At 56.1% G+C, this 18940-nt stretch carries 17 protein-coding genes; 8 read left to right on the top strand and 9 right to left on the bottom strand.

Annotated features, from left to right (window positions below):
* Positions 1-58 precede the first annotated feature (58 nt).
* From pheT to tdh, 3 genes are all read right to left on the bottom strand, one after another.
* Positions 59-1765 (bottom strand): phenylalanine--tRNA ligase subunit beta, encoded by a 1707-nt coding sequence (gene pheT, locus A3L12_RS06105; RefSeq protein ID WP_088882793.1) that lies wholly within the window; start codon positions 1763-1765, stop codon positions 59-61.
* 10 nt (positions 1766-1775) lie between these two features.
* Positions 1776-3278: a phenylalanine--tRNA ligase subunit alpha gene (locus A3L12_RS06100; protein ID WP_088882792.1), complete on the bottom strand. Its 1503-nt coding sequence runs from the start codon at positions 3276-3278 to the stop codon at positions 1776-1778.
* Between the two features lie 62 nt (positions 3279-3340).
* Positions 3341-4393 (bottom strand): L-threonine 3-dehydrogenase, encoded by a 1053-nt coding sequence (gene tdh, locus A3L12_RS06095; RefSeq protein ID WP_088882791.1) that lies wholly within the window; start codon positions 4391-4393, stop codon positions 3341-3343.
* 126 nt (positions 4394-4519) lie between these two features.
* On the opposite strand from tdh, the gene A3L12_RS06090 reads away from it, so the two are divergent.
* Together A3L12_RS06090 and hmgA are read left to right on the top strand one after the other, a co-directional pair.
* Positions 4520-5263: a MinD/ParA family protein gene (locus A3L12_RS06090; protein ID WP_088882790.1), complete on the top strand. Its 744-nt coding sequence runs from the start codon at positions 4520-4522 to the stop codon at positions 5261-5263.
* A gap of 15 nt (positions 5264-5278) precedes the next feature.
* On the top strand, positions 5279-6505 hold the full coding sequence (hmgA, locus tag A3L12_RS06085; RefSeq protein ID WP_088882789.1) for a hydroxymethylglutaryl-CoA reductase (NADPH): 1227 nt from the start codon (positions 5279-5281) through the stop codon (positions 6503-6505).
* Positions 6506-6707: 202 nt separating this feature from the next.
* Here hmgA and gatE read toward each other — a convergent pair whose 3' ends face one another.
* From gatE to A3L12_RS06070, 3 genes are all read right to left on the bottom strand, one after another.
* Positions 6708-8585, bottom strand: a complete 1878-nt coding sequence (gatE, locus tag A3L12_RS06080) for a Glu-tRNA(Gln) amidotransferase subunit GatE (RefSeq protein ID WP_088882788.1) — start codon at positions 8583-8585, stop codon at positions 6708-6710.
* Positions 8586-8590: 5 nt separating this feature from the next.
* The gene (gatD, locus tag A3L12_RS06075; RefSeq protein ID WP_088882787.1) at positions 8591-9910 is read right to left on the bottom strand and encodes a Glu-tRNA(Gln) amidotransferase subunit GatD; all 1320 of its coding nucleotides are present in this window, start codon (positions 9908-9910) and stop codon (positions 8591-8593) included.
* 104 nt (positions 9911-10014) lie between these two features.
* Positions 10015-10308, bottom strand: a complete 294-nt coding sequence (locus A3L12_RS06070; protein WP_088882786.1) for a transcriptional regulator — start codon at positions 10306-10308, stop codon at positions 10015-10017.
* 47 nt (positions 10309-10355) lie between these two features.
* On the opposite strand from A3L12_RS06070, the gene A3L12_RS06065 reads away from it, so the two are divergent.
* From A3L12_RS06065 to rsmA, 5 genes are all read left to right on the top strand, one after another.
* Positions 10356-11516 (top strand): tRNA pseudouridine(54/55) synthase Pus10, encoded by a 1161-nt coding sequence (locus A3L12_RS06065; protein ID WP_088882785.1) that lies wholly within the window; start codon positions 10356-10358, stop codon positions 11514-11516.
* Between the two features lie 133 nt (positions 11517-11649).
* Complete coding sequence (locus tag A3L12_RS06060; protein ID WP_088882784.1) at positions 11650-11946, top strand: 50S ribosomal protein L21e; 297 nt, start codon at positions 11650-11652, stop codon at positions 11944-11946.
* Between the two features lie 2 nt (positions 11947-11948).
* Entirely contained in the window at positions 11949-12311 is a 363-nt protein-coding gene (locus tag A3L12_RS06055; RefSeq protein ID WP_088882783.1) for an RNA polymerase Rpb4 family protein, read from the top strand.
* A gap of 66 nt (positions 12312-12377) precedes the next feature.
* Positions 12378-13007: a DUF655 domain-containing protein gene (locus tag A3L12_RS06050; RefSeq protein ID WP_088882782.1), complete on the top strand. Its 630-nt coding sequence runs from the start codon at positions 12378-12380 to the stop codon at positions 13005-13007.
* Complete coding sequence (gene rsmA, locus A3L12_RS06045; RefSeq protein ID WP_088882781.1) at positions 13004-13858, top strand: 16S rRNA (adenine(1518)-N(6)/adenine(1519)-N(6))-dimethyltransferase RsmA; 855 nt, start codon at positions 13004-13006, stop codon at positions 13856-13858. The genes A3L12_RS06050 and rsmA overlap by 4 nt, the downstream gene beginning before the upstream one ends.
* On the opposite strand, the gene A3L12_RS06040 is transcribed toward rsmA, so the two are convergent.
* Complete coding sequence (locus A3L12_RS06040) at positions 13825-14364, bottom strand: ferritin family protein (protein ID WP_232462921.1); 540 nt, start codon at positions 14362-14364, stop codon at positions 13825-13827. The genes rsmA and A3L12_RS06040 overlap by 34 nt on opposite strands.
* An 87-nt stretch (positions 14365-14451) precedes the next feature.
* On the opposite strand from A3L12_RS06040, the gene A3L12_RS06035 reads away from it, so the two are divergent.
* Positions 14452-16197, top strand: coding sequence for a radical SAM protein (locus A3L12_RS06035; protein WP_088882780.1), 1746 nt, complete (start codon positions 14452-14454; stop codon positions 16195-16197).
* Here the strand turns inward: A3L12_RS06035 and A3L12_RS06030 are convergent.
* Together A3L12_RS06030 and A3L12_RS06025 are read right to left on the bottom strand one after the other, a co-directional pair.
* The gene (locus A3L12_RS06030; protein WP_088882779.1) at positions 16187-16960 is read right to left on the bottom strand and encodes a hypothetical protein; all 774 of its coding nucleotides are present in this window, start codon (positions 16958-16960) and stop codon (positions 16187-16189) included. The two genes, A3L12_RS06035 and A3L12_RS06030, sit on opposite strands and share 11 nt — an antisense overlap.
* 42 nt (positions 16961-17002) lie before the next feature.
* Entirely contained in the window at positions 17003-18811 is a 1809-nt protein-coding gene (locus A3L12_RS06025) for an S-layer protein (protein ID WP_088882778.1), read from the bottom strand.
* Positions 18812-18940 lie beyond the last annotated feature (129 nt).

The following is an 18940-nucleotide window of genomic DNA, read 5'->3' as shown; positions in this document are numbered from 1 at the left end:
TCGAACGTCGCGAACTTTGAGGTGGCGTGGGTGCCGTACAAAGGGATGGAAAAAAGGATCAGATGTAGGGTTCCCTGTAGAGGGGTTTTAGAAACAGCTCGAAGACCGCCACGGGCATTTCGATCCCCCAGTTCTCCAGAACCTCCGGGTGGATCTCGCCTATAATCCCGGCTTCCTCGCCGTTGAGGACCACTCTACCAGCCCTCCCGGGTATGAAGCTGGGGTGATCGAGTTCCCTGAGCTCGTATTCGAACCCGAGGTGCCGCATTACGCTCTCGAGTATCTCCTTGGCCTCGGTGAAGGTCACGCGCGGATGAGCTAAGGCCACGGCCAGCTTGCTTTCGCTGACGGTCCTCGTTTCCCTTTCCTCGTCTATCAGGGTGACCTTACCGACCTCGAAGATCCTCTGGGGGTACTCCTCGTGGGTGTTCTGGCTGAGGAAGTCCAGCAGGGAGGGGGTGAGCCACACCCTGAGGGCCGACCACTTGGGACTTATCGGGTTCTCTATCTCCACCAGATCCGAAGGCGGGTGGAGGGAGTTACCTTCCCCTGGTTCGAGGCGCATCTTCCCGTACTGAGCCTCAGCGTTCGTGAGGTTGAAGGTCATCACCTCCTGCAGGCCGAAGCCCACCATGAGCTCCCTGACGGCATCCTCGAACTCAACGAACCTATCTGCCCTTCCCTGCACCGCGAGCTCCGGCTCTTCGGGCTCGATCTCGTTGTAGCCGTAGGCGATAAGGACATCCTCGAGAACGTCCCTCGCGTGCATTATGTCGTCGCGGAAGGCCGGGTAGAGAAGCCTCGCCTTCCCCCCTTCCAGCTCAACGCGGTACATCATGCGCTCCAGAAGGTCCTTTATGTCCCCATCACCAAGCTCCAGCCCGCTGAGCCTTTTGATGTACTCCAGATCGACCTCGAAGGCCTTTGGGGTTAGATCGGGCGTTTCTATCTCAAAGTCGGGATAGATTACCCTAACGCTCTTTATCCTCCCACCACGCTCCGCGAGGGCCGTTACAACCACGTTCAGGGCCAGCATTATCTTTTTCAGATCCCAGCCGGTAACGTCGACGAAAACGTTCCGAGTTTCGGTGGTCACCCTTCCGGTGACCTCGGAGTTTATGATCGGTGGCATCGAAAGGACCTTCCCCTCGCTGTCAACGAGGAGCGGGTAAAGGGGCCTGTCCCGAATCAGATGCCCGTACTCCCTTCCCTTCTCGTGCCTCTCGAGGATCCCCTCGAGGGTGAGCTCCTCCGTGAACCCGAGGGGGACGAACTTCTCGTCCTTCTCGGCCGCCCGGTAGTAAACGGGTGGCTTTATCCTGTCAAAGTCGAAGATGCCTATCGCCACCTCCCTCCTTCTCCTTCCGAAGGTTAGCGCCACCTTCTCCTGAAGGTTTATCATCTGTCTGACGGCTTCCTCGCTCAGCTCCAGCCCCTCAACGACGGCGTAGACACCGTAGGGTCGGATGTCCCTCAGTTTTTCGTCAACGTAAACCGTAACCCTGCTCTTTTCCATCCGGTATTCGGGAAGGCCCCTCTCCAGACCGAGGGCGAACCTGATCTGCCTCGCTATGCCCTCGGCACTCCAGAGGTCCGGCCTGTTGGTATCCTTTGAGTCCACCTTGAAATAGACCTCGCCGTCCTCCTCCCGGACGTCGTCCATCTCACATTTGGCGTAGAGGAAGAGATCGTCCCACTCATCGACCCTGAATTCCTTCCCGACGAGCCCTTCAAGATCCCTCTTTGAAACCTCGAACTTCGGCACTTCGATCACCTCACCAGACCAGTTTCGCCTCTCTGAGCCACCCCAAATCGTAGCTGAAGAGGTACCTGATGTCGTCTATTCCAAGCTTGAACATGGCCAGTCTGTCTATGCCTATTCCCCACGCTATCACCGGGACGTCTATTCCAAGGGCCCTCGTCATCTCCTCCCTGAAGATGCCCGCACCTCCGAACTCAACCCATCCAAGCTCCTCGTGGTAGGCGCTCATCTGAACGCTCGGCTCCGTGAAGGGATAGTAATCGGGCAAAAACTTTACCTTCCGGGCCCCGGCTATCTCCACCGCAAAGCGCCTGAGTATGCCGAGCAGGTGTTTGAAGTTGAGTTCCTCACCCGCAACGAAGCCGTCTATCTGGTTGAACTCTATCAGGTGGGTCCTATCAAGAACATCCGGTCTGAAGACGCGCTGAATTGTGAAGTACTTCCCGGGGATCTCGATGCCCTCGGAGAGCCTTCTCGCGTCCACCGCAGTTCCGTGGGCACGGGGCATGAGCAGCATGGCCCTCTCCGGGGACCAGACGTAGCCCCATCCTCTGGAACCGGCGAGTCCCCTCTCGTGGGCCGTCCTCACCCTCTCCACGAGTTCCCTTCCGGGCAACCGCCCGCTCTTCGGGTATTTGAGCTGATAGGTATCGGTCCAGTCCCTCGCCGGGTGGTTCTGGGGCTGGAAGAGGGCATCGAAGTTCCAGAACTGGGTTTCTATGAGGCTGTCGACCGTCATCTCTATGAAGCCCATCTCAACGAGCCTTCTCCTCAGCCTGTCGAGGAAGGCCCTGTAGGGCTGCTTCTTGCCGGGATGTACCTTTCTGACAGGGGCGTGGATGTTGAAGCGCTTGAACTCGACCTCCCGCCATTTTCCGGACTTTATGAGCTCCGGGGTGAGGTTGGATACCTCTTTCTTCAGCTCGATGCCCTTCCTTACGAGCTCCTCTCCTTCGGGGGTTATCTCAACGAACCTCTCGGTCAGGGTGTCCTCCTCTCCAACCTTTCTCCTCTTGAGCTCCTTAACCGGGATTATTTTCTCGATCTCGGCTACGGGGACCGCTTCCCTCCCGGCGAGGAGTTTTAAAGCCCTGTCAATCGGCCTTTCCTCAGCTTTCATCCCTTTTTCCGTTATTTCGAGTGTTAACTTTCCCCCTTCCTTTCCGATGGACGCCCAGCCTTCCCTCCTCAGAAGGCCGACTATGGGCTTCAGCTCCTCATCGCTGAGGACCCCTCTAAGGTCGTCGAGGGTAACCTTTCCCCGCTCCCTGAGGATCCTCAGGGCCCTCCACTCGGGAAGGCCTCTTCTAACGTATTCCCTCCCCGTCCCGGTCAGTCTCACCACCCTTTCGCTCCTCTCATGGAGCTTCGCCAGTCCTTTACTCTGCAGACCAAGGACTGAACGCATTACGGCAACCTGATCGAGGCCGGTTCTCTCGACGAGCTCTTCGAATCTGGCCTTTTTAACCTCGTTGAGCTTTAGGAGCGTGAGTTTCTCCTGATAGCTTAACTCCATAGGGGCACCTCCCGATGGGGTTTGAGAAGGAGTTACTTAAAAATTGTGGTGGAAAGAAAAGATCAGCCCCTGTGGGGGAAGAAGACGACCTTCCCGGTCTTCCCGGCCCTCATCAACTCGAAGGCCTCTTCAAACTTCTCAAAGCCTTTGTACCTGTGGGTGATTATAGGGTCGAGGTTTAACTTTCCGCTCTGAATGAGGCTCGACACGGTGTACCACGTCTCCCAGAGGTGCCTTCCGGTTATCCCGTGAACCTCGAGGGCCTTGAATATGATGAGGTTGTTGACGTCAAGGGTAACGTCGCGCGGGTAGAGCCCGAGCAGGGAAACCCTCCCTCCGGGCGTGGTGGCCTTTAAACCCTGTTCAAGCGCCTTCGGGGCGCCGCTGAACTCGAGGAACACCTCAACGCCGGCTCCGTCTGTGACATCCATCACGAACTTAACCGGATCCTCCTCGAATGGGTTAACGACGTAATCGGCACCGACCTTTCTGGCAAGTTCCCTCCTGAAATCGCTCGGTTCGCTCACTATGACCGGGTAGGCTCCCGATGCCTTGGCAACCGTTATCCCGAGAAGCCCGAGAGGTCCGGCACCGGTAATCAGGGTGCTCCTCCCCGCTATTGGACCGGCCAGCACGGTGTCAACGGCGTTTCCAAGGGGCTCCTGAAGGGCCGCATGTTCCGGCTTCATGTTCCGGGGGTTCTTCCAGGCGTTCCGGGCTGGAACTATAGCGTACTCCGCAAAGACGCCGTCCATATCCACACCGAATATCTTCGTGTTCTGGCAGACGTGGTAGCGGTTGTGCCTGCAGGCGTAGCACCTGCCGCAGACGATGTGAGTCTCGGCGCTTATGTAATCCCCAACCTCGATATCATCCACACCAGGGCCGACTTCTACGACCTCTCCCGCGACCTCATGCCCCATTATCTGGGGGGGCTTGATCCTGCTCTGGGCCCACTCGTTCCACTCGTAAATGTGGAGATCCGTCCCGCAGATTGTGGTTGCGAGAACTTTGATGAGAACTTCCCCGGGGCCGGGTTCCGGAACGTCGACCTCAACGAGCTCGGCGCCGTAAGCGGGCCGGGTTTTCATAATGGCTTCCATCTTCTCCGCCATGGGAATCATCTCCTTAACATTACAACGACTGTTTGAATAGGATGATATAAACCTTTTGCGCTTCCCACCCATCGGAAACCTTATATCTCCCTTTGAGTATTTTAACTTCGGTAAGGGGGTCCAACAATGGCAGTGATAGTGGTAACGGGGAGGGGCGGCGCCGGAAAGACAACGACGACGGCCAACCTGAGCACTTATCTGGCTATGAAGGAATACAGGGTTCTGGCGGTTGACGGCGATCTCTACCTCCCGAACCTCGGCTTTCACTTCGGACTCGATACGGTGAAGTACACCCTTCACTCCGTTCTGAGGGACCCGGAAGTTGAACCGGAGTGGGCCATATACCGACACCCCCAGACGGGGGTTCACGTTATGCCGGGCAGCACGAAGCTTCAGGATGTCGTGGGTGTTACCCCCCCAAAGCTCGTGGAGGTCCTTGAGAGGGTTAAATACAAGTTCGGTGTCGTTTTCGTTGACTCTCCCACCGGGGTACCCTTCGATACCCTCCCGACTTTTGAGATAGCCGATTATCAGATCATAGTCGTTGAGATCGAGCGTTCTCCGATATACTCCTTCGAGATGATGGTTAAGAACGAGATCGAGAAGCTGAAGGTTCTCGGTGAGAGGTACAACCTCAACATAGGCGTTGTGCTCAACAAGGTGAGGGAATCAGCCGACGTTGTCAATCACATAATTGAGGCCATAGAGAACGATCTGGACGTCCCGGTTATCGGATGGATCCCCTTCGATTACAACGTTCCGGAATCCATAAACGCGGGCATTCCCATAATCAAGTACTTCCCGGAAAGCGATGCGGCGGTGGCCTTCCGCGAAACCGGGGAGGTACTCGAGGACTGGATATTCGGCTGATCGTGGGGTGGTGTTATGAACGTGGAAGAGCTCGTGGATAAGGTGGCAAAGGGGGAGATAAAGCTTCACCTCGTTGAGAAGTACACCAACGGCGATAAGAGACTGGCAACTGAAATAAGGAGGAAGGCTCTGGAGAGGAAGCTTGGAGTAAAGCTCGATAACATAGGGCACTACTCAATCGACCCGGATCTTTTGATAGGGAGGAACATAGAGAACATGATAGGCGTCGTCCAGATCCCGATGGGCGTGGCCGGACCTCTTAAGATAAACGGGGAGTACGCCAGGGGAGAGTTCTACGTCCCGCTGGCGACCACGGAAGGGGCACTCGTTGCGAGCGTGAACAGGGGCTGCTCGGCCCTAACGGAAGCTGGCGGTGTTAAGACAACCCTCATAGACGACAAGATGACGAGGGCGCCCCTTTTGAAATGCCCCGATGCGAGGAGGGCGAGAGAGGTTGCGGAATGGGTGCGGGAGAACCTCGACTACCTCCAGGAAAAGGCCGTGAGCAGGGTTACCCGGCACGGAAGGCTGAGAGGAGTTAAACCGTACATAGTCGGCAACAACCTCTACCTCCGCTTCGAGTTCGAGACAGGCGATGCGATGGGCATGAACATGGTGACGATAGCGAGCGAGGAGATAATGAAGCTCATCGAGGAGAAGTTTCCCGACGTTAAGTACCTCGCCCTATCGGGTAACCTCTGCGTCGACAAGAAGCCAAACGCCATGAACTTCATCAACGGAAGGGGCAAGAGGGTCATAGCCGAGGCCGTTATACCGAGGGAGATCGTGGAGCGGAAGCTGAAGACAACGCCGGAGCTCATAGCCGAGGTGAACTACAGGAAGAACCTCGTCGGCTCGGCTCAGGCCGCCTCTTACGGATTCAACGCCCACTTCGGCAACATAGTAGGTGCCATATTCCTTGCAACTGGCCAAGATGAGGCCCAGATTACGGAAGGCTCGCACGGCATAACCCTGGCCGAAGTGACCCCGGAGGGGGATCTATACGTAAGCGTCACGATGCCGAGCCTTGAGATAGGGACCGTGGGCGGTGGAACGCGCGTGCCAACCCAGAGGGAAGCCCTGAGCATAATGGGCGTTGCCGGTGGGGGGGACCCGCCGGGAACCAACGCCAAGAAGTTCGCCGAGATAGTTGCGGGAGCGGTTCTGGCCGGGGAGGTTTCGCTTTTAGCGGCCATAGCGGCGAAGCACCTCGCGAGGGCCCATAAGGAGCTTGGAAGGTGAGCTAATCGAACTCGCTTTCCCCGTAGCTTTTTTTCAGGCTTTGCACGAGAAGTGTCATGGCAAAGGTAAGGGCCAGAATGGCTGGCATATGCATGATACCTCCGACATATGCAAGGAAAATCCCGGGGATTCCTAAAAGTGCCTGCAGGACATTTAAACGCCATCCCTATAATTTTCAAGGAAATCGAAAAAGTATCGGTATTCAGGAGGAAATCTCCCGAATCTTCTTCCTCACGAGCTGATTCACCAGCTTTCCATCCGCCCTGCCGCGGAGTCTGGCCATTGCCCGTCCCATTATCATGCCCATCGCTCCCATTCCCTTCGCCTTTATGACCTCAATGTTGGCCGCTATCACCTCGTCCACTATGCTTTCCACTTCAGCTTCGCTCAGGAGCGTCAGGCCCTTCTCCTCCGCCACCCGGGATGCCGATTTTTCCGGATTCCTGGCGAGCTCCTTGAATATCTCCTCGAAGGCTTCCTTCGCTATCCTTCCGCGGAGGTAGAGGTCAAACGCCTCCCTTATGTGGTCGTCCGTGATATTCTCGATTGGAACCTCCTTCCTCAGCCCCCGGAGCACCACCACGAGGATCGAAGCCGCTAAAGAGGGTTTGACACCCATCTCCACGAGCTCCTCGAAGAGCTCATCGCGCTCCTCGTTGACGAGGGTCTCGGCGAGGCTCCTGTCTATTTTATATTCCCTCACGTAGCGTTCAACGCGCTCCTGAGGGAGCTCCGGAAGGTTCGCCAGAATTTCTTCCTTCATTTCGGGGGTTACCTGTATCGGCGGGATGTCGGTTTCGGGGTACATCCTCGCCTTCCCCGGGAGCGGGCGCATGTACTGGGTGTTTCCGTCCGGCAGGGCCCTCCTCGTTTCTTCCGGAACTCCGTGAAGCGCTTCCCTTGCCCTTTTGACGACCTCACTGAGGGCCTTCCTGCAGACCTCTTCCTCCCCGGCCACGAGAACGAAGGCATCCTCCTCTCCAAGCCCGAGTTCTTCAACAACCGCCCTAACCTCACCTTCGGTAATTCCATAATTCGGCAATTCGTCGATGTGGAAGATGCCCCTAACGTACTTCTTTGCCCTGTCGGCCATCTCAGTTCCCAGTCTCCTTCCCGGCTCTATCTCCCTTCCTATGAGACCCCTGAACCCCGGGAGTTTGACCGCGAGGACTTTGCCGCCCCCTTCTATCGCCTTCCGGATTATCCTCGAACCGGTGTTCGTGAAGATCCCGGTCACGTCCCGGAAGTCCTCCTTCAGATCCTCCTCTTTAACCCCCCTCCTCGCGAGTTCGTCCCTTATCTCGAGGAGTTTCAGCTGCCTCTCGACCTCGCGCTCTATGATCACTGGAATCATATCCAGCTCCTGAACGCCCTTTATCTCCACCCTCGCCCCGCCTTTTATCGAGACGTTGAGATCCTGCCTGATGGTTCCGAGACCGCGCTTTACCTTTCTCGTGGCCCTCAGGGCATCACCTATGTACTTCGCCACGACCTTCGCCTGTTCCGGGTGGTGTATATCTGGAGTAGTGGCTATCTCCACGAGCGGGATGCCGAGACGATCGAGGCGGTAGATAACCTCCCCATCCTTCCTCTCGACGATCCTGCACGCGTCCTCCTCGAGGCATATCGTAGGTATTCCAACGCTTCCCCAGGGCGTCTCAACCCTTCCGTTCATCGCCACTATGGCCGTCCTCTGGAAGCCCGAAACGTTCGAACCGTCTATGACTATCTTGCGCATGAAGTGGATCTCGTCAACAGGGGTGGCGTTCAGAAGGTAGGAGATCTGGAGGGACACCCTTAGGGCCTCTTCGTCGGGCATATGGGGGGGCTCCTCGTCCATGTAAACGAGGTCTGTAAGCCTGTAATTCCCCTCGTAAACGTAGCTCCTGCCCTTCTTGAACTCCTCGAGAGCAGCGGGGTCGATCTCACCGAGCTCGCTTATCGTCGGCCTGAGCCTCCTCCTGAAGGTGAAGTCAACCTCATCGCTGAACTCACCCGGAACGGGGGAGAAGAGTTTCTTCGTGTTAAGCTGTCTGTGGATCTCAAGACCAACTTTGAGACCGAGTTTTTCGTAATCCATCCTCCTCACCTCAGGAAGGTATCGAACCTCGTGTAGGGTGTTATCTCGCCCGCGTAATTCGTAAGCATCATCGCCCGCACCTCTTCAGGATCGTGGGTGTGGCCGAGCACCCACATGAGTTTCACGTAGGCCGTCTCAGGGAGCATGTCCTCGCACGGTATGACCCCGGCTTTAAGGAGCCTTCTTCCCGTGGAGTAGACGTTCAGGTTAACCCTTCCGTAGAGGCACTGGCTCGTCATGCAAACCGTAACGCCCTCCTCCGTGGCACGGCCTATCGAGTCCAGCAGGTGGTTGGGAACATGCCCGAGCCCGGTGCCCTCGATGACGAGCCCCCTGTAACCCTTATCCACGAAGAAGTCTATCACCTCAGGCTGGATCCCGGGGAAGGCCTTGACAAGGGCGACTTTTTCTTCCATCTCATCGTCCACCCAGACCTCACTATCCCTTCTCCTCCGGTAGTCGTCCCTCAGGAATTCAATTTTGCCATCCGCCCATATTCTGGCCACCGGGATGTCGTTTATGCTCCTGAAGGCATCCCTCCGGCTCGTGTGCATCTTTCTGACTTTGGTCCCCCTGTGGGCCAGACAGTAGGTATCGCCCGTCTCACCGTGCATGACTACAGCGACCTCCCCGAAATCGGCGGTCGCCATTCTGACGGAGCATATCAGGTTCATCGCCGCGTCGCTGCTCGGCCTGTCCGAACTCCTCTGAGAACCGACGAGGATAACCGGCTTACCGAGATCGCGGAGCATGAAGCTGAGGGCTGCCGCGGTGTATCCCATCGTGTCCGTTCCGTGGGCCACCACGACACCGTCCTCGCCGTCGTTCAGGGCTTTTGCAACCTCGTGGGCTATTTTAACCCAGTGTTTGGGGCTCATATCCTCGCTCATTATGTTGAAGAGAAGCTTCGGTGTTACGTTGGCTACCTCGAATATCTCCGGAACGGCCATTGCGAGCTCCTCGGCGGTGAAGGCCGCGTGAACGGCCCCGGTCTTGTAGTCTATCCTGCTCGCTATGGTCCCGCCTGTTCCGATTATCGCAACGCCCGGGAGGCCGGGCTTCTTTGGGAGAACTTCCCTGAAGGTTGGCCCCTCCTTTTGAGACGCCCTCTCAACCACCTCGACGGATTCTATCTGGTCTATCAGTATCCCGATGTTGTAGCCGTTGTCGAGCTTCAGCGTGAGCGTTTCCCCACTGGAAAGCTCGTAGGGGTTCATCACGATGCCCTCATAGGTGCTCGTTTTTCCGTCCTCCTTTTCGATTATCCGGACGCGATCTCCGACCCTGAGGTCCTTATCCCTCATAAACCTCTCCACTTTACGCATGACCCACCCTCCGGAGAAGGTGCTTTTCCTTTAATATAAACCTTGGGGCTGGACGGGTGACGAAATCCGGCCAGAATTTCGGGGTTATGTTGTCTGAATGACGGCTACCGGGTTTCGATCTTAAACCTCGGCTCCTCTATCCACTCCGAGCCACACCTTGGACAGCGCGAGGGAACGCGTATCTCCGGTCTGAAGACGAAGCCACACTTCCTGCATTCCGCGGGCTTTATGAGGAGCACCCTGCCCTGATGCTTGAGCGTCCTTCGGATGACCTTAAGATCCTCGAGGATTACCTTCCCCGAGCCCCTGCCACGAAGCTCGAGGGCCCTCGCAAGCTCGCTCACGCTGTAGTCCCGCTCCTCCAAAAGTTTTATTATCCTCTGCCTGCGACTCATCATCGCGCGGGAATTTCTGGTCCGGGGAATATAAAACTTGGGGTGAAAGGATGATAATCGAAAGGGCGGAAAAGGTGCTGGAAGTCTACGGTCTCTGCGACCACTGTCTGGGAAGACTCTTCGGAAAGCTGGGGAAGGGCACCAACGAGAACAGGGGTAGAGCCATAAGGTTCGTCCTCAACATGGAGCGCTCCGCCAGAGGACTGGATCCCATCCCCGAGCCTGAGACCTGCGGGCTGTGTGGCAACGTCTTCGAGAGGATCCCCCGGCTCGTTGAGGACATGAAAAAAGCCTCCTCGGGAATAGAGTTCGGGACCTTCCTCGTTGGCTCCCGGTTTCCTCCGGAGGTTGTGGAGAGGGAAGAGTCCATCTGGAGGGAGTTTGGAATAGAAAGTGCGGAGCCCATAAACCGGGAGTTCAACCGGGAGCTCGGAAAGGCCTTTGAAAAGGCCACGGGAAAGGAGTTCTCCAGAGACCCTGACGTGGTTTTTATCGTCGAGCCCTACTCAAATAAGATCGAGCTCCGGATAGCTTCCCTCTACGTTTACGGTCGCTACAGGAAGCTCGTAAGGGGTATCCCGCAGACCCCCCTGTCCGGTTTTAAGGAGAGCGTTGCTTCCATAGTGTGCGGCCCATTTTCAAGGGCATCCGAAGGGAAGTGCGTTTTCAAGGCCGCCGGGAGGGAGGATGTTGACGTTCGAACGCTCGGCAACGGAAGGCCCTTTGTGCTTGAGATCAAACGTCCGAGACGCAGAAACCTCGATCTGGAAGAGCTGGCGAAGGAGGTAAACTCAACCGGAAAGGTTCTGGTTTCGGACCTTAGCTTTATCTCCCGGGACGAGGCAAGGAAAGTCCTCACCCGGAGACACAGAAAGGAATACCTCGCCCTCGTCCGCGTCGATGAGGGGGTAACCCCCGAGGAAGCGGAAGAGGTGGCTTCAAAACTCAAAGGTATGGAAATCCACCAGAGAACCCCATGGCGCGTGAGAAAGGTCAGGGCCGACAGGGTGAGGATCAGGCGGGTTCACGATGCCGAAGCCAGATGGCTCGATGAGAAACATTTCCTGCTCAGGCTGGTTACCGATGGAGGTCTTTACATCAAAGAGCTCGTGTCCGGAGACGGGGGAAGGACGAAGCCCTCGGTCAGCGGGTTGCTTGGAAAATCTGCATGGTGTGAGAGGCTCGACGTGTTGAACGTTCTCGAGGACTGAAAACTTTATAAAAGGTTTTCATGAGTGGATAGCGAGGCCGTAACAGGCTTAGTTGATACGCCGGAAAGGTTTGAAAAGGCTGAAAGCCCTTTGTGAAGTCCGTGCTGGATACAACCCCGTGAGGTGATGGAAAATGGTCAAAAAAGCCCACAGCTTTAGGAGGAAGACCCGTGAAAAGCTCAGCAAGAGCCCCCGAAGGAGAGGAATGCCCCCCGTTACCAGATTCCTTCAGGGGTTCGAGGCCGGCCAGAGGGTCCACATAGTCATCGAGCCGAGCTACCACAGGGGCATGCCCGACCCGAGGTTTCACGGGAGGACCGGGACCGTCGTTGGAAAGCGCGGTGACGCCTACATCGTTCAGATTAAGGACGGGGGAAAGGTTAAGACCTTCTTCATCCATCCGGTCCACCTGAGGCCCCAGAAGGGATGAGCATGATAGGCAGGAAGAAACTCGAGGAGCGGTACCTCACGATAGCCGAGACCCGGAAGCTCCTTGAAAGGCGAAAGGCGGAGGGCATGGAGGAGAACCCCGAGGAGCCGATGTTCTACGAGGCGAGGGTTAGCCTCGAACATGCGGAGCGCTTTGCAAGCCTTAGCCCGGAGAAGGCGGAGGAGCTTAAGGGGAAGCTCATGGAGCTCTTCGAGTGGATGGACGAGAGGCTCGCCGCCAAGATCGTTGACCTCATGCCGGAGGACTACTTCGACCTGCGGGTGATCTTCGCCAAGGAGGGCTACATCCCCACAGAAGAGGAAGCCCGCGAGATAGTAAGGCTCCTCGACGATTACAGGGAATGATTTCTCTTTTCCTTTCTTAGATAAAGTATAAAAACCAGTGAGGACATATTTTCTGGGGGAGAGACGATGGACAGATACAGGAGACATTCCTACAGGGAGAGTCTCAAAAAGAAGAGGAGGAACGCTGAGTACGAAGAGTACGAGGAGTACGCCTACGTGCTTGATTACCTGCCCGAGGGTTACGTTGATCTTAGCACCGGAAGGAGAATGGGGAAACCCGTGGCTCAGGTTGTGGGTGAGAGGGCCTTCACGCTCCTTGAGGTTACCCCCATAGGGGACCTCCAGCCCTACGAGAGGGTTTTCGTGGGCAAGGGGAAAAGGGATAAGGTTTTCAAGATCAACAGGAAGATTCACTACGATGACCTAACGGCAACCGCCAGGGCCGAGCTTCCCTACGTTGTCGAGGAGATAGTTAAACGCAACGAGGACTACTTCGTCCAGTTCTTCAACGTGGCCCCGCCCATAACCAACAGGCTTCACAGTCTGGAACTGCTCCCGGGAATAGGGAAAAAGCACATGTGGGAGATAATCGACGAACGCAGGAGAGAGCCTTTCAAGAGCTTCGAGGACCTCCACAGCCGTGTCAAAGGACTGCCTGAACCGGCGAAGATGATAGCAAGAAGAATAGTTGACGAGCTTCAGGGGAAGGACAGGTACAGGCTCTTTGTAGGCCCGGGGAGGATATTCCGCCCATGAAAGAGCGTCTCTTCTCCATCATTTCAAAATACAACCTGAGGATCAACCCAAACCTCGGCCAGAACTTTCTGATAGTCCCCGATGTTATCGAGAGGAACGTCGAGAGAGCGGAGGTCAACGAGAAGGACACCGTCCTCGAGGTTGGCCCCGGCCTTGGGTTCCTCACCGAGGCACTGAGGGAGCGCGCGGGAAAGGTTTACGCCATAGAACGGGACCATCGTCTCGTTGAGATACTTCGAAGGGAATACAACTGGCCAAACGTGGAGGTAATCGAGGGCGACGCCCTCAGGGTGGAGTTTCCAGAGTTCAACAAGATAGTGTCAAACCTCCCCTACGGCATCTCATCGCCCGTAACCTTCCGCTTCCTCAGGCATGAATTCGAACGGGCCGTTCTGGTGTACCAGCTGGAGTTCGCCCGGAGAATCGTGGCAAAACCCGGGGATAAAAACTACTCCCGCCTGTCCCTCATGATCGGGGCGAAGGCCCACGCGGAGCTCGTAGAGAGGATAGGTCGGGGCGCTTTCTGGCCGAAACCTGAGGTGGACTCGGCCGTTGTGGTCATGGAGCCCAAACCCAAAGGAGAGCGAATAAACCTAAACGAGAACCTTGTAAGAGCCCTCTTTCAGCACAGGAGAAGCACGGCCCTTGCCGCTTTGAAGAAGTCCCGCCACATGCTGGGCCTTGAAGGGCGGACCTTTAGGGAGATGAAGGAGGCCTTCTCGAGAATGCCACACCGGGAAAAGCGGGTCTTCCAGCTCTCCCCCGCAGAAGTTGAGGAGATCGAGGAGTTTCTGAGAGCCGAGGGGGTTCTCAGGGACTACTCTTCTTCATCCCCAAAAAGGGCGGTGTAAGCCTCCTTCAGCTTCCGGTAATGGCCGTTCTCAATGTCAGCAAGCCACATTAGAGTTGCCCTTATCTTCTCGTTTTCGGTTTTCTCCGCGAGGTACTCGTAAACGTCGTGAGCCAGAAGTTCGGTTCCCATCAGGTACTCGAGGATGTCCCGGAGTTTGCCCCTGTAAACCATCTCCTCAAGTTTCTCACCCGAGAGCTCAACTTCAAGGGAGGGGAGCTCAACCTTAGGGGGTTGTTCTTCCGGAAACATCTCCTTGAACGTCCCCAGCAGTATTTCCGCATGTTTGAGGCTTTCCTTGTAGAGCTGGAAGAACAGCGCTGGGACACGCTTATCCCAGTTTACCTCCTTACTGAGCTCGTAGAGGTGGTAGTACATCTCCGCTTCCCCTACCTCCTGATCGATCCAGTAGGACATAAGTTCCTTTCTGTCCAGATGGGATAGGGCTTCGAGTATCCTCTTAAATTCAATCTTCTGCTCCCCGGTCATAGAGCGGGTTCGCTTCATAAGTATCACTCCTGATACCTTAGGTCTTTGAAGATTTATACCTTTTGCTTCCGATTGTTTTTTAAAAGATGCCGTCAAGCTCCGAACATGATAATCGCCCTGATAGACGGCTACACCGACGAACCGGCCGGACTTGGAGTTCCACCCTACCTCGGCATATACCCGCGCTACGCTTACGGGGCGGTTAAGAAGGCCAGAGGGGATGTTAACGTCTTTTACCTGACCATAGACGATCTCAGGGCCACGTTCGAGGGAGAGAACGGCATAAGAACCCGGAACAAAACCCCCAACTACCCGAAAACCCGGGAGATACTCGAAAAGGCGGAACTTATCGTTTACATAGGCGGCCTCCACACGCCGGGGAAATACCTTTCCGCGGTTCCCTCGCAGGTGGAAGAGGTGGCCGCGTTCATAAGGCAGTTCAGGGGGGTTAAGGTCCTCGGCGGGCCCGCTTTTATGGGATCCGCGCACGGCGGGGGTACCAGAATCCTCTCCCGGGAGCTCGGTCTTGCCAGCGAGGTATTCGATCACATCGTCTACGGCGATCTGGAGGCATTCCTCTATGACCTCATAACCGATCCGAAGGAGGCCGACCCCTTCCGCTTCAGAACGTATGAAGAGCTCAGGGACTACGCCATTTTAGGTGCAGAGGTCGTGAAGCAGTTTCCGGATTACCCGGACTTCGTCATAGTTGAGATCGAGACCCAGCGGGGATGTCCCAAGGCAGCGGGAATAGGAGGGTGCTCCTTCTGTACCGAGCCCGTTAGATACAGAAGGGTCGAGGACAGGCCGATAGAGGATGTTGTGGAGGAAATAAGGGGCCTCTACGAGCTCGGAGTGAGGCATTTCAGGATCGGGAGGCAGAGTTGCATATTCTCCTACATGGCGAAGCCGAACGGCCGCGTTCCGGTTCCCAATCCGGACGCTATCGAGAGGCTCTTCAGGGGGATTCGCTCCGTCGCGCCCGACGTCAAAACCCTCCACGTTGACAACGCCAATCCCGCCGTTATAGCCAATCATCCGGAGGATAGCAGGAGAATAGCGAAGGCACTGATAAAATACGGAACCCCGGCTAACGTTGTGGCCTTCGGCCTCGAGAGTGCGGATCCAAAGGTTGCAAGGCTCAACAACCTGAACGCCACCGCCGAGGAGACCTACGAGGCTGTGAGGATACTCAACGAAGTCGGGGCGAAGCGCGGTTACAACGGAATGCCGTGGCTGTTACCCGGAATAAACATTTTATTCGGCCTTCCGGGAGAAACCAAGAAAAGCTACGAACTGACGTTTCAGTTCCTTAAGCGCCTTCTGGACGACGGACTGATGGTGAGGCGCATAAACATCCGGCAGGTTGTCGTTTTCCCGGGCACGCCCCTCTGGCATCTCCGGGATAGGGTAAAGGTTCAGAAGCACAAAAAGCTCATCCAGCACTACAGGTACAGGATACGGCACGAGATAGACCTTCCAATGCTCAAACGCCTCGTTCCCGTAGGTACGGTTCTCAGGGATGTGCGCGCTGAAGTTTTCGATGGTAATCTTACCTACGGGAGGCAGATAGGAAGCTATCCCCTGATAGTTGGGATTCCCAAGAGGCTCGAACTCAACAGGTTTTACGATGTGCTAATAGTCGACCACGGCTTTAGAAGCATAACCGGAATACCCGTTCCCGTCAGGGTGAACACCGAGCCTTCCAGTGTTTTACGCTACCTCCCCGGGATAGGGAAGAAGAACGTCGTCAAGATACTCTCCAGAAGACCGTTTAAAAGCAGAGACGAGTTTTTTGATGCCGTAGGGGAAGATAAGAGGAAAACGCTCGATCCCTGGATCACCCTTTAGTGGAGTTACCGGGCCATGAGAAGCCTATCAGGTTCTCGATGAGGACAACCTCCGCCCTAAGCGCCTCGTCCGTTTTGCCCTCTATCACGAGCACTCCCCTGCGCGGGGTGAATATTCTGTTCTCCACGGCGTTCTCTGCCGGACCTATGAGGATGATCGCGAGGTGGTCTTTGTTTCCTATCCTCCCACTCCCTATCTCCAGTTTGGTCCAGAACGTCAGGTAAGCCTTCCTGTACCTGAGCCACGTCTGGTTGAAGGCGTACTGCTTTGCCGTGGCGTTATCGTAGCCCATCTGGAGTCCCCTCAGGTAGTAGTTCGTCGTGAATATGCTGGAGACCATGGCGGCCACCTCGGAAACCGTGGCCACCCTGTACCTGCAGTTTCCCGCGTACAGCACGGGCGAGCTCTCGCAGTTCGTTACCGATGGATCCCCCATGACCACCGTGAAATGCTCGTAAAGGCTCCTGAGGGTGAGGTTGAGGTCCACCCCCGGGCTTCCGGTGAGGTAGCTCTCGACCGTAACGTTGAAGAGCTTTGAGCCCGAAGGAAGCCCCCCACTATCCAGAAGCTTCCGGGATTCCTCTGAGCTCAGGGTGTAGAACTGACCCGACGGGGTGTACACGACCACGTAACCGGCAGAGGCCCTGGGCGTTCCCGGGTTGAGGAGAGCGTTAAACCCGTGGTAGGAGTAGAGAACGTAACCGATCGGAGACACGACAATCAGAAAGACCACAAGAAGCGCTACCAGTCTTCTTTGATTCAACTTCAAAACCCCCAGAAAAGGGAATTAAAAGAGGGAAAGCCTTCAGAGGCCAGCGAGGTACTGCATGAGGGCCTCAGCGGCAACCCTGGTCTCGTTCCTGGTTGCACCGGCGACGATGACCACGTCGTAGCCCCCAAGGGCACCCTGGAGGTACTCGATGTCACCGGGGCTGTTGACCCAGTCAACCGTGCTGATACCCTGGTCGACGAGGTACTTGGTGACCTGGTTGGCCACGGGTCCGCCGACGAGGATAAGGTTGCTTCCCGGATCGTCAAGGTTGACCTCGTAGTCCATGACGGTTATGGGCTCGGTGACCGTGTTTACGGTGATGACGTCGCCGTAGATTCCCTCGACTGTGTAGTCGGTATCGAGGACCTGATCACCGACTGCGAGCGTTTCCTCGACGACGGTGCCCTCTTTCTCCTTGAGCTTGACATAGGCGTAAGCGACGACGCGGTCGGTGTCCGTGATGGAACCGTCACCGTCGATGTCGTAGTTAACGTCCTGCTCGTTCAGGGTTTTGAGTTCGAATCCGTAGCAGAGGTTGTAGGCACCGAATATGTCCACGGGGTTGCCCTCGAGGGTGTCCTTGTTGGTGAGGGTAATGTTGGTTATGTAACCGTTGTCGGTCGCTATGGTCATCTCCCACTCTTTTCCGTCGTAGGTGAGGGTGTCACCGCTTGAGTAGTCCTTAACGTCCACCTGCGCCTCGATTTCGGCTATGAGGTGGCCGTTTACACCGATGAAGGTGTCCTTCAGGGTGAGGATGACGCTTCCGTCTCCGAAGATATCGACGGGCGTGTCTTTCTCAAGAGTTACCACACCGCTATCCTGACCGGTTACGGAGTTCTTGACTTCCACAAGGGCCCTCTGGTCGACGAGGCTTATGTCGAGGGCGGTTACCACCCAGTCGGTACCCTCTATGGTCTTCGGCTCGTCCACAGGGTACCAGTCAGTACCCTTGTCGAGACCGGCGGTGAAGCCGTTGTCGCCGACGCTGAGGACGTAGTAGGTCTCTCCAAAGACCGTGAACGTATCACCGGCCCCAACACCTTCCTTGTAGGTGCTGACGATGGTTCCACCGTCCGCGGCGACGTTCTCAGCGTCTCCGATGTAGTAGCTGGTAACGTCCTGGGAATCGGCAGGGACACCCCACTCCGGGTATTCGTCCCTGACCTGCTGGGTACTTGTGACGCTGTAGTTGTAGAGCTTGTAGTCAACGAATACCGTCACGTTCCCCGGAGTGATGACGAGGTCGGCATCCTTGGGCGGCCTGCTCTCATCCCAGTTGGCCGGATCCTTGGAGCTGAGACCTATGTTGCTGAGGGTGATGTGCCAGTCGACGAGCTGCTCATCGTTGATTTTGTCCTTGTCCCCCAGGTCAATACTGAAGCTGACGGAGCTCTGGAAGTCGCTGTAAGCACCGTTGTAGGCGGCACCGTTCCACCAGTAGTCTCCCGGAAGCTCCTCGTACTTGGTGGCCCAGTTCTCGCTACCGTTGATCGTGAGCCCGTGATCCTGGGTCATTGTGTCGTAGTTGTAAGCGTAAATCGTCCTGGAGTCAACTACGGCCGGCGGGTATTCGGCCTTCACCTTCACGTATCCGTTCTGGACCTCGGCCTGCTCGGTGGTGTAGAGCAGGCTTCCGAGGGCCACGGCTATGTCAGCGGCACTGGCAACGTCCATCGCAGCGGCGTTGCTTCCCACCACGATTTTAACGTTCGGGGTTCCATCCTTGACGAAGAAGTCCTTCGGTATGTTCGGAACGGTTGTCTGAGCGCTGGCAAAACCCATGGTGGCTCCGACCATTGCGGCACCAACTGCAAGGGCCGCGATCTTTTTCACCTTCACTTCCCAACACCTCCTTAAGTTTGGGCTTACGCCCTTGGGATATCTAACATGTTGTCAATAGCTTCCTATCCCTTTGGGGTATATATACTTTTCGCTTTCAGACCCTTTCTTCGGCTAAAAAAAGCTCGC

This window comes from Thermococcus sp. P6, from assembly GCF_002214525.1.
GTDB lineage: Archaea > Methanobacteriota_B > Thermococci > Thermococcales > Thermococcaceae > Thermococcus.
This window is presented reverse-complemented; position numbering and strand designations above follow the sequence as displayed.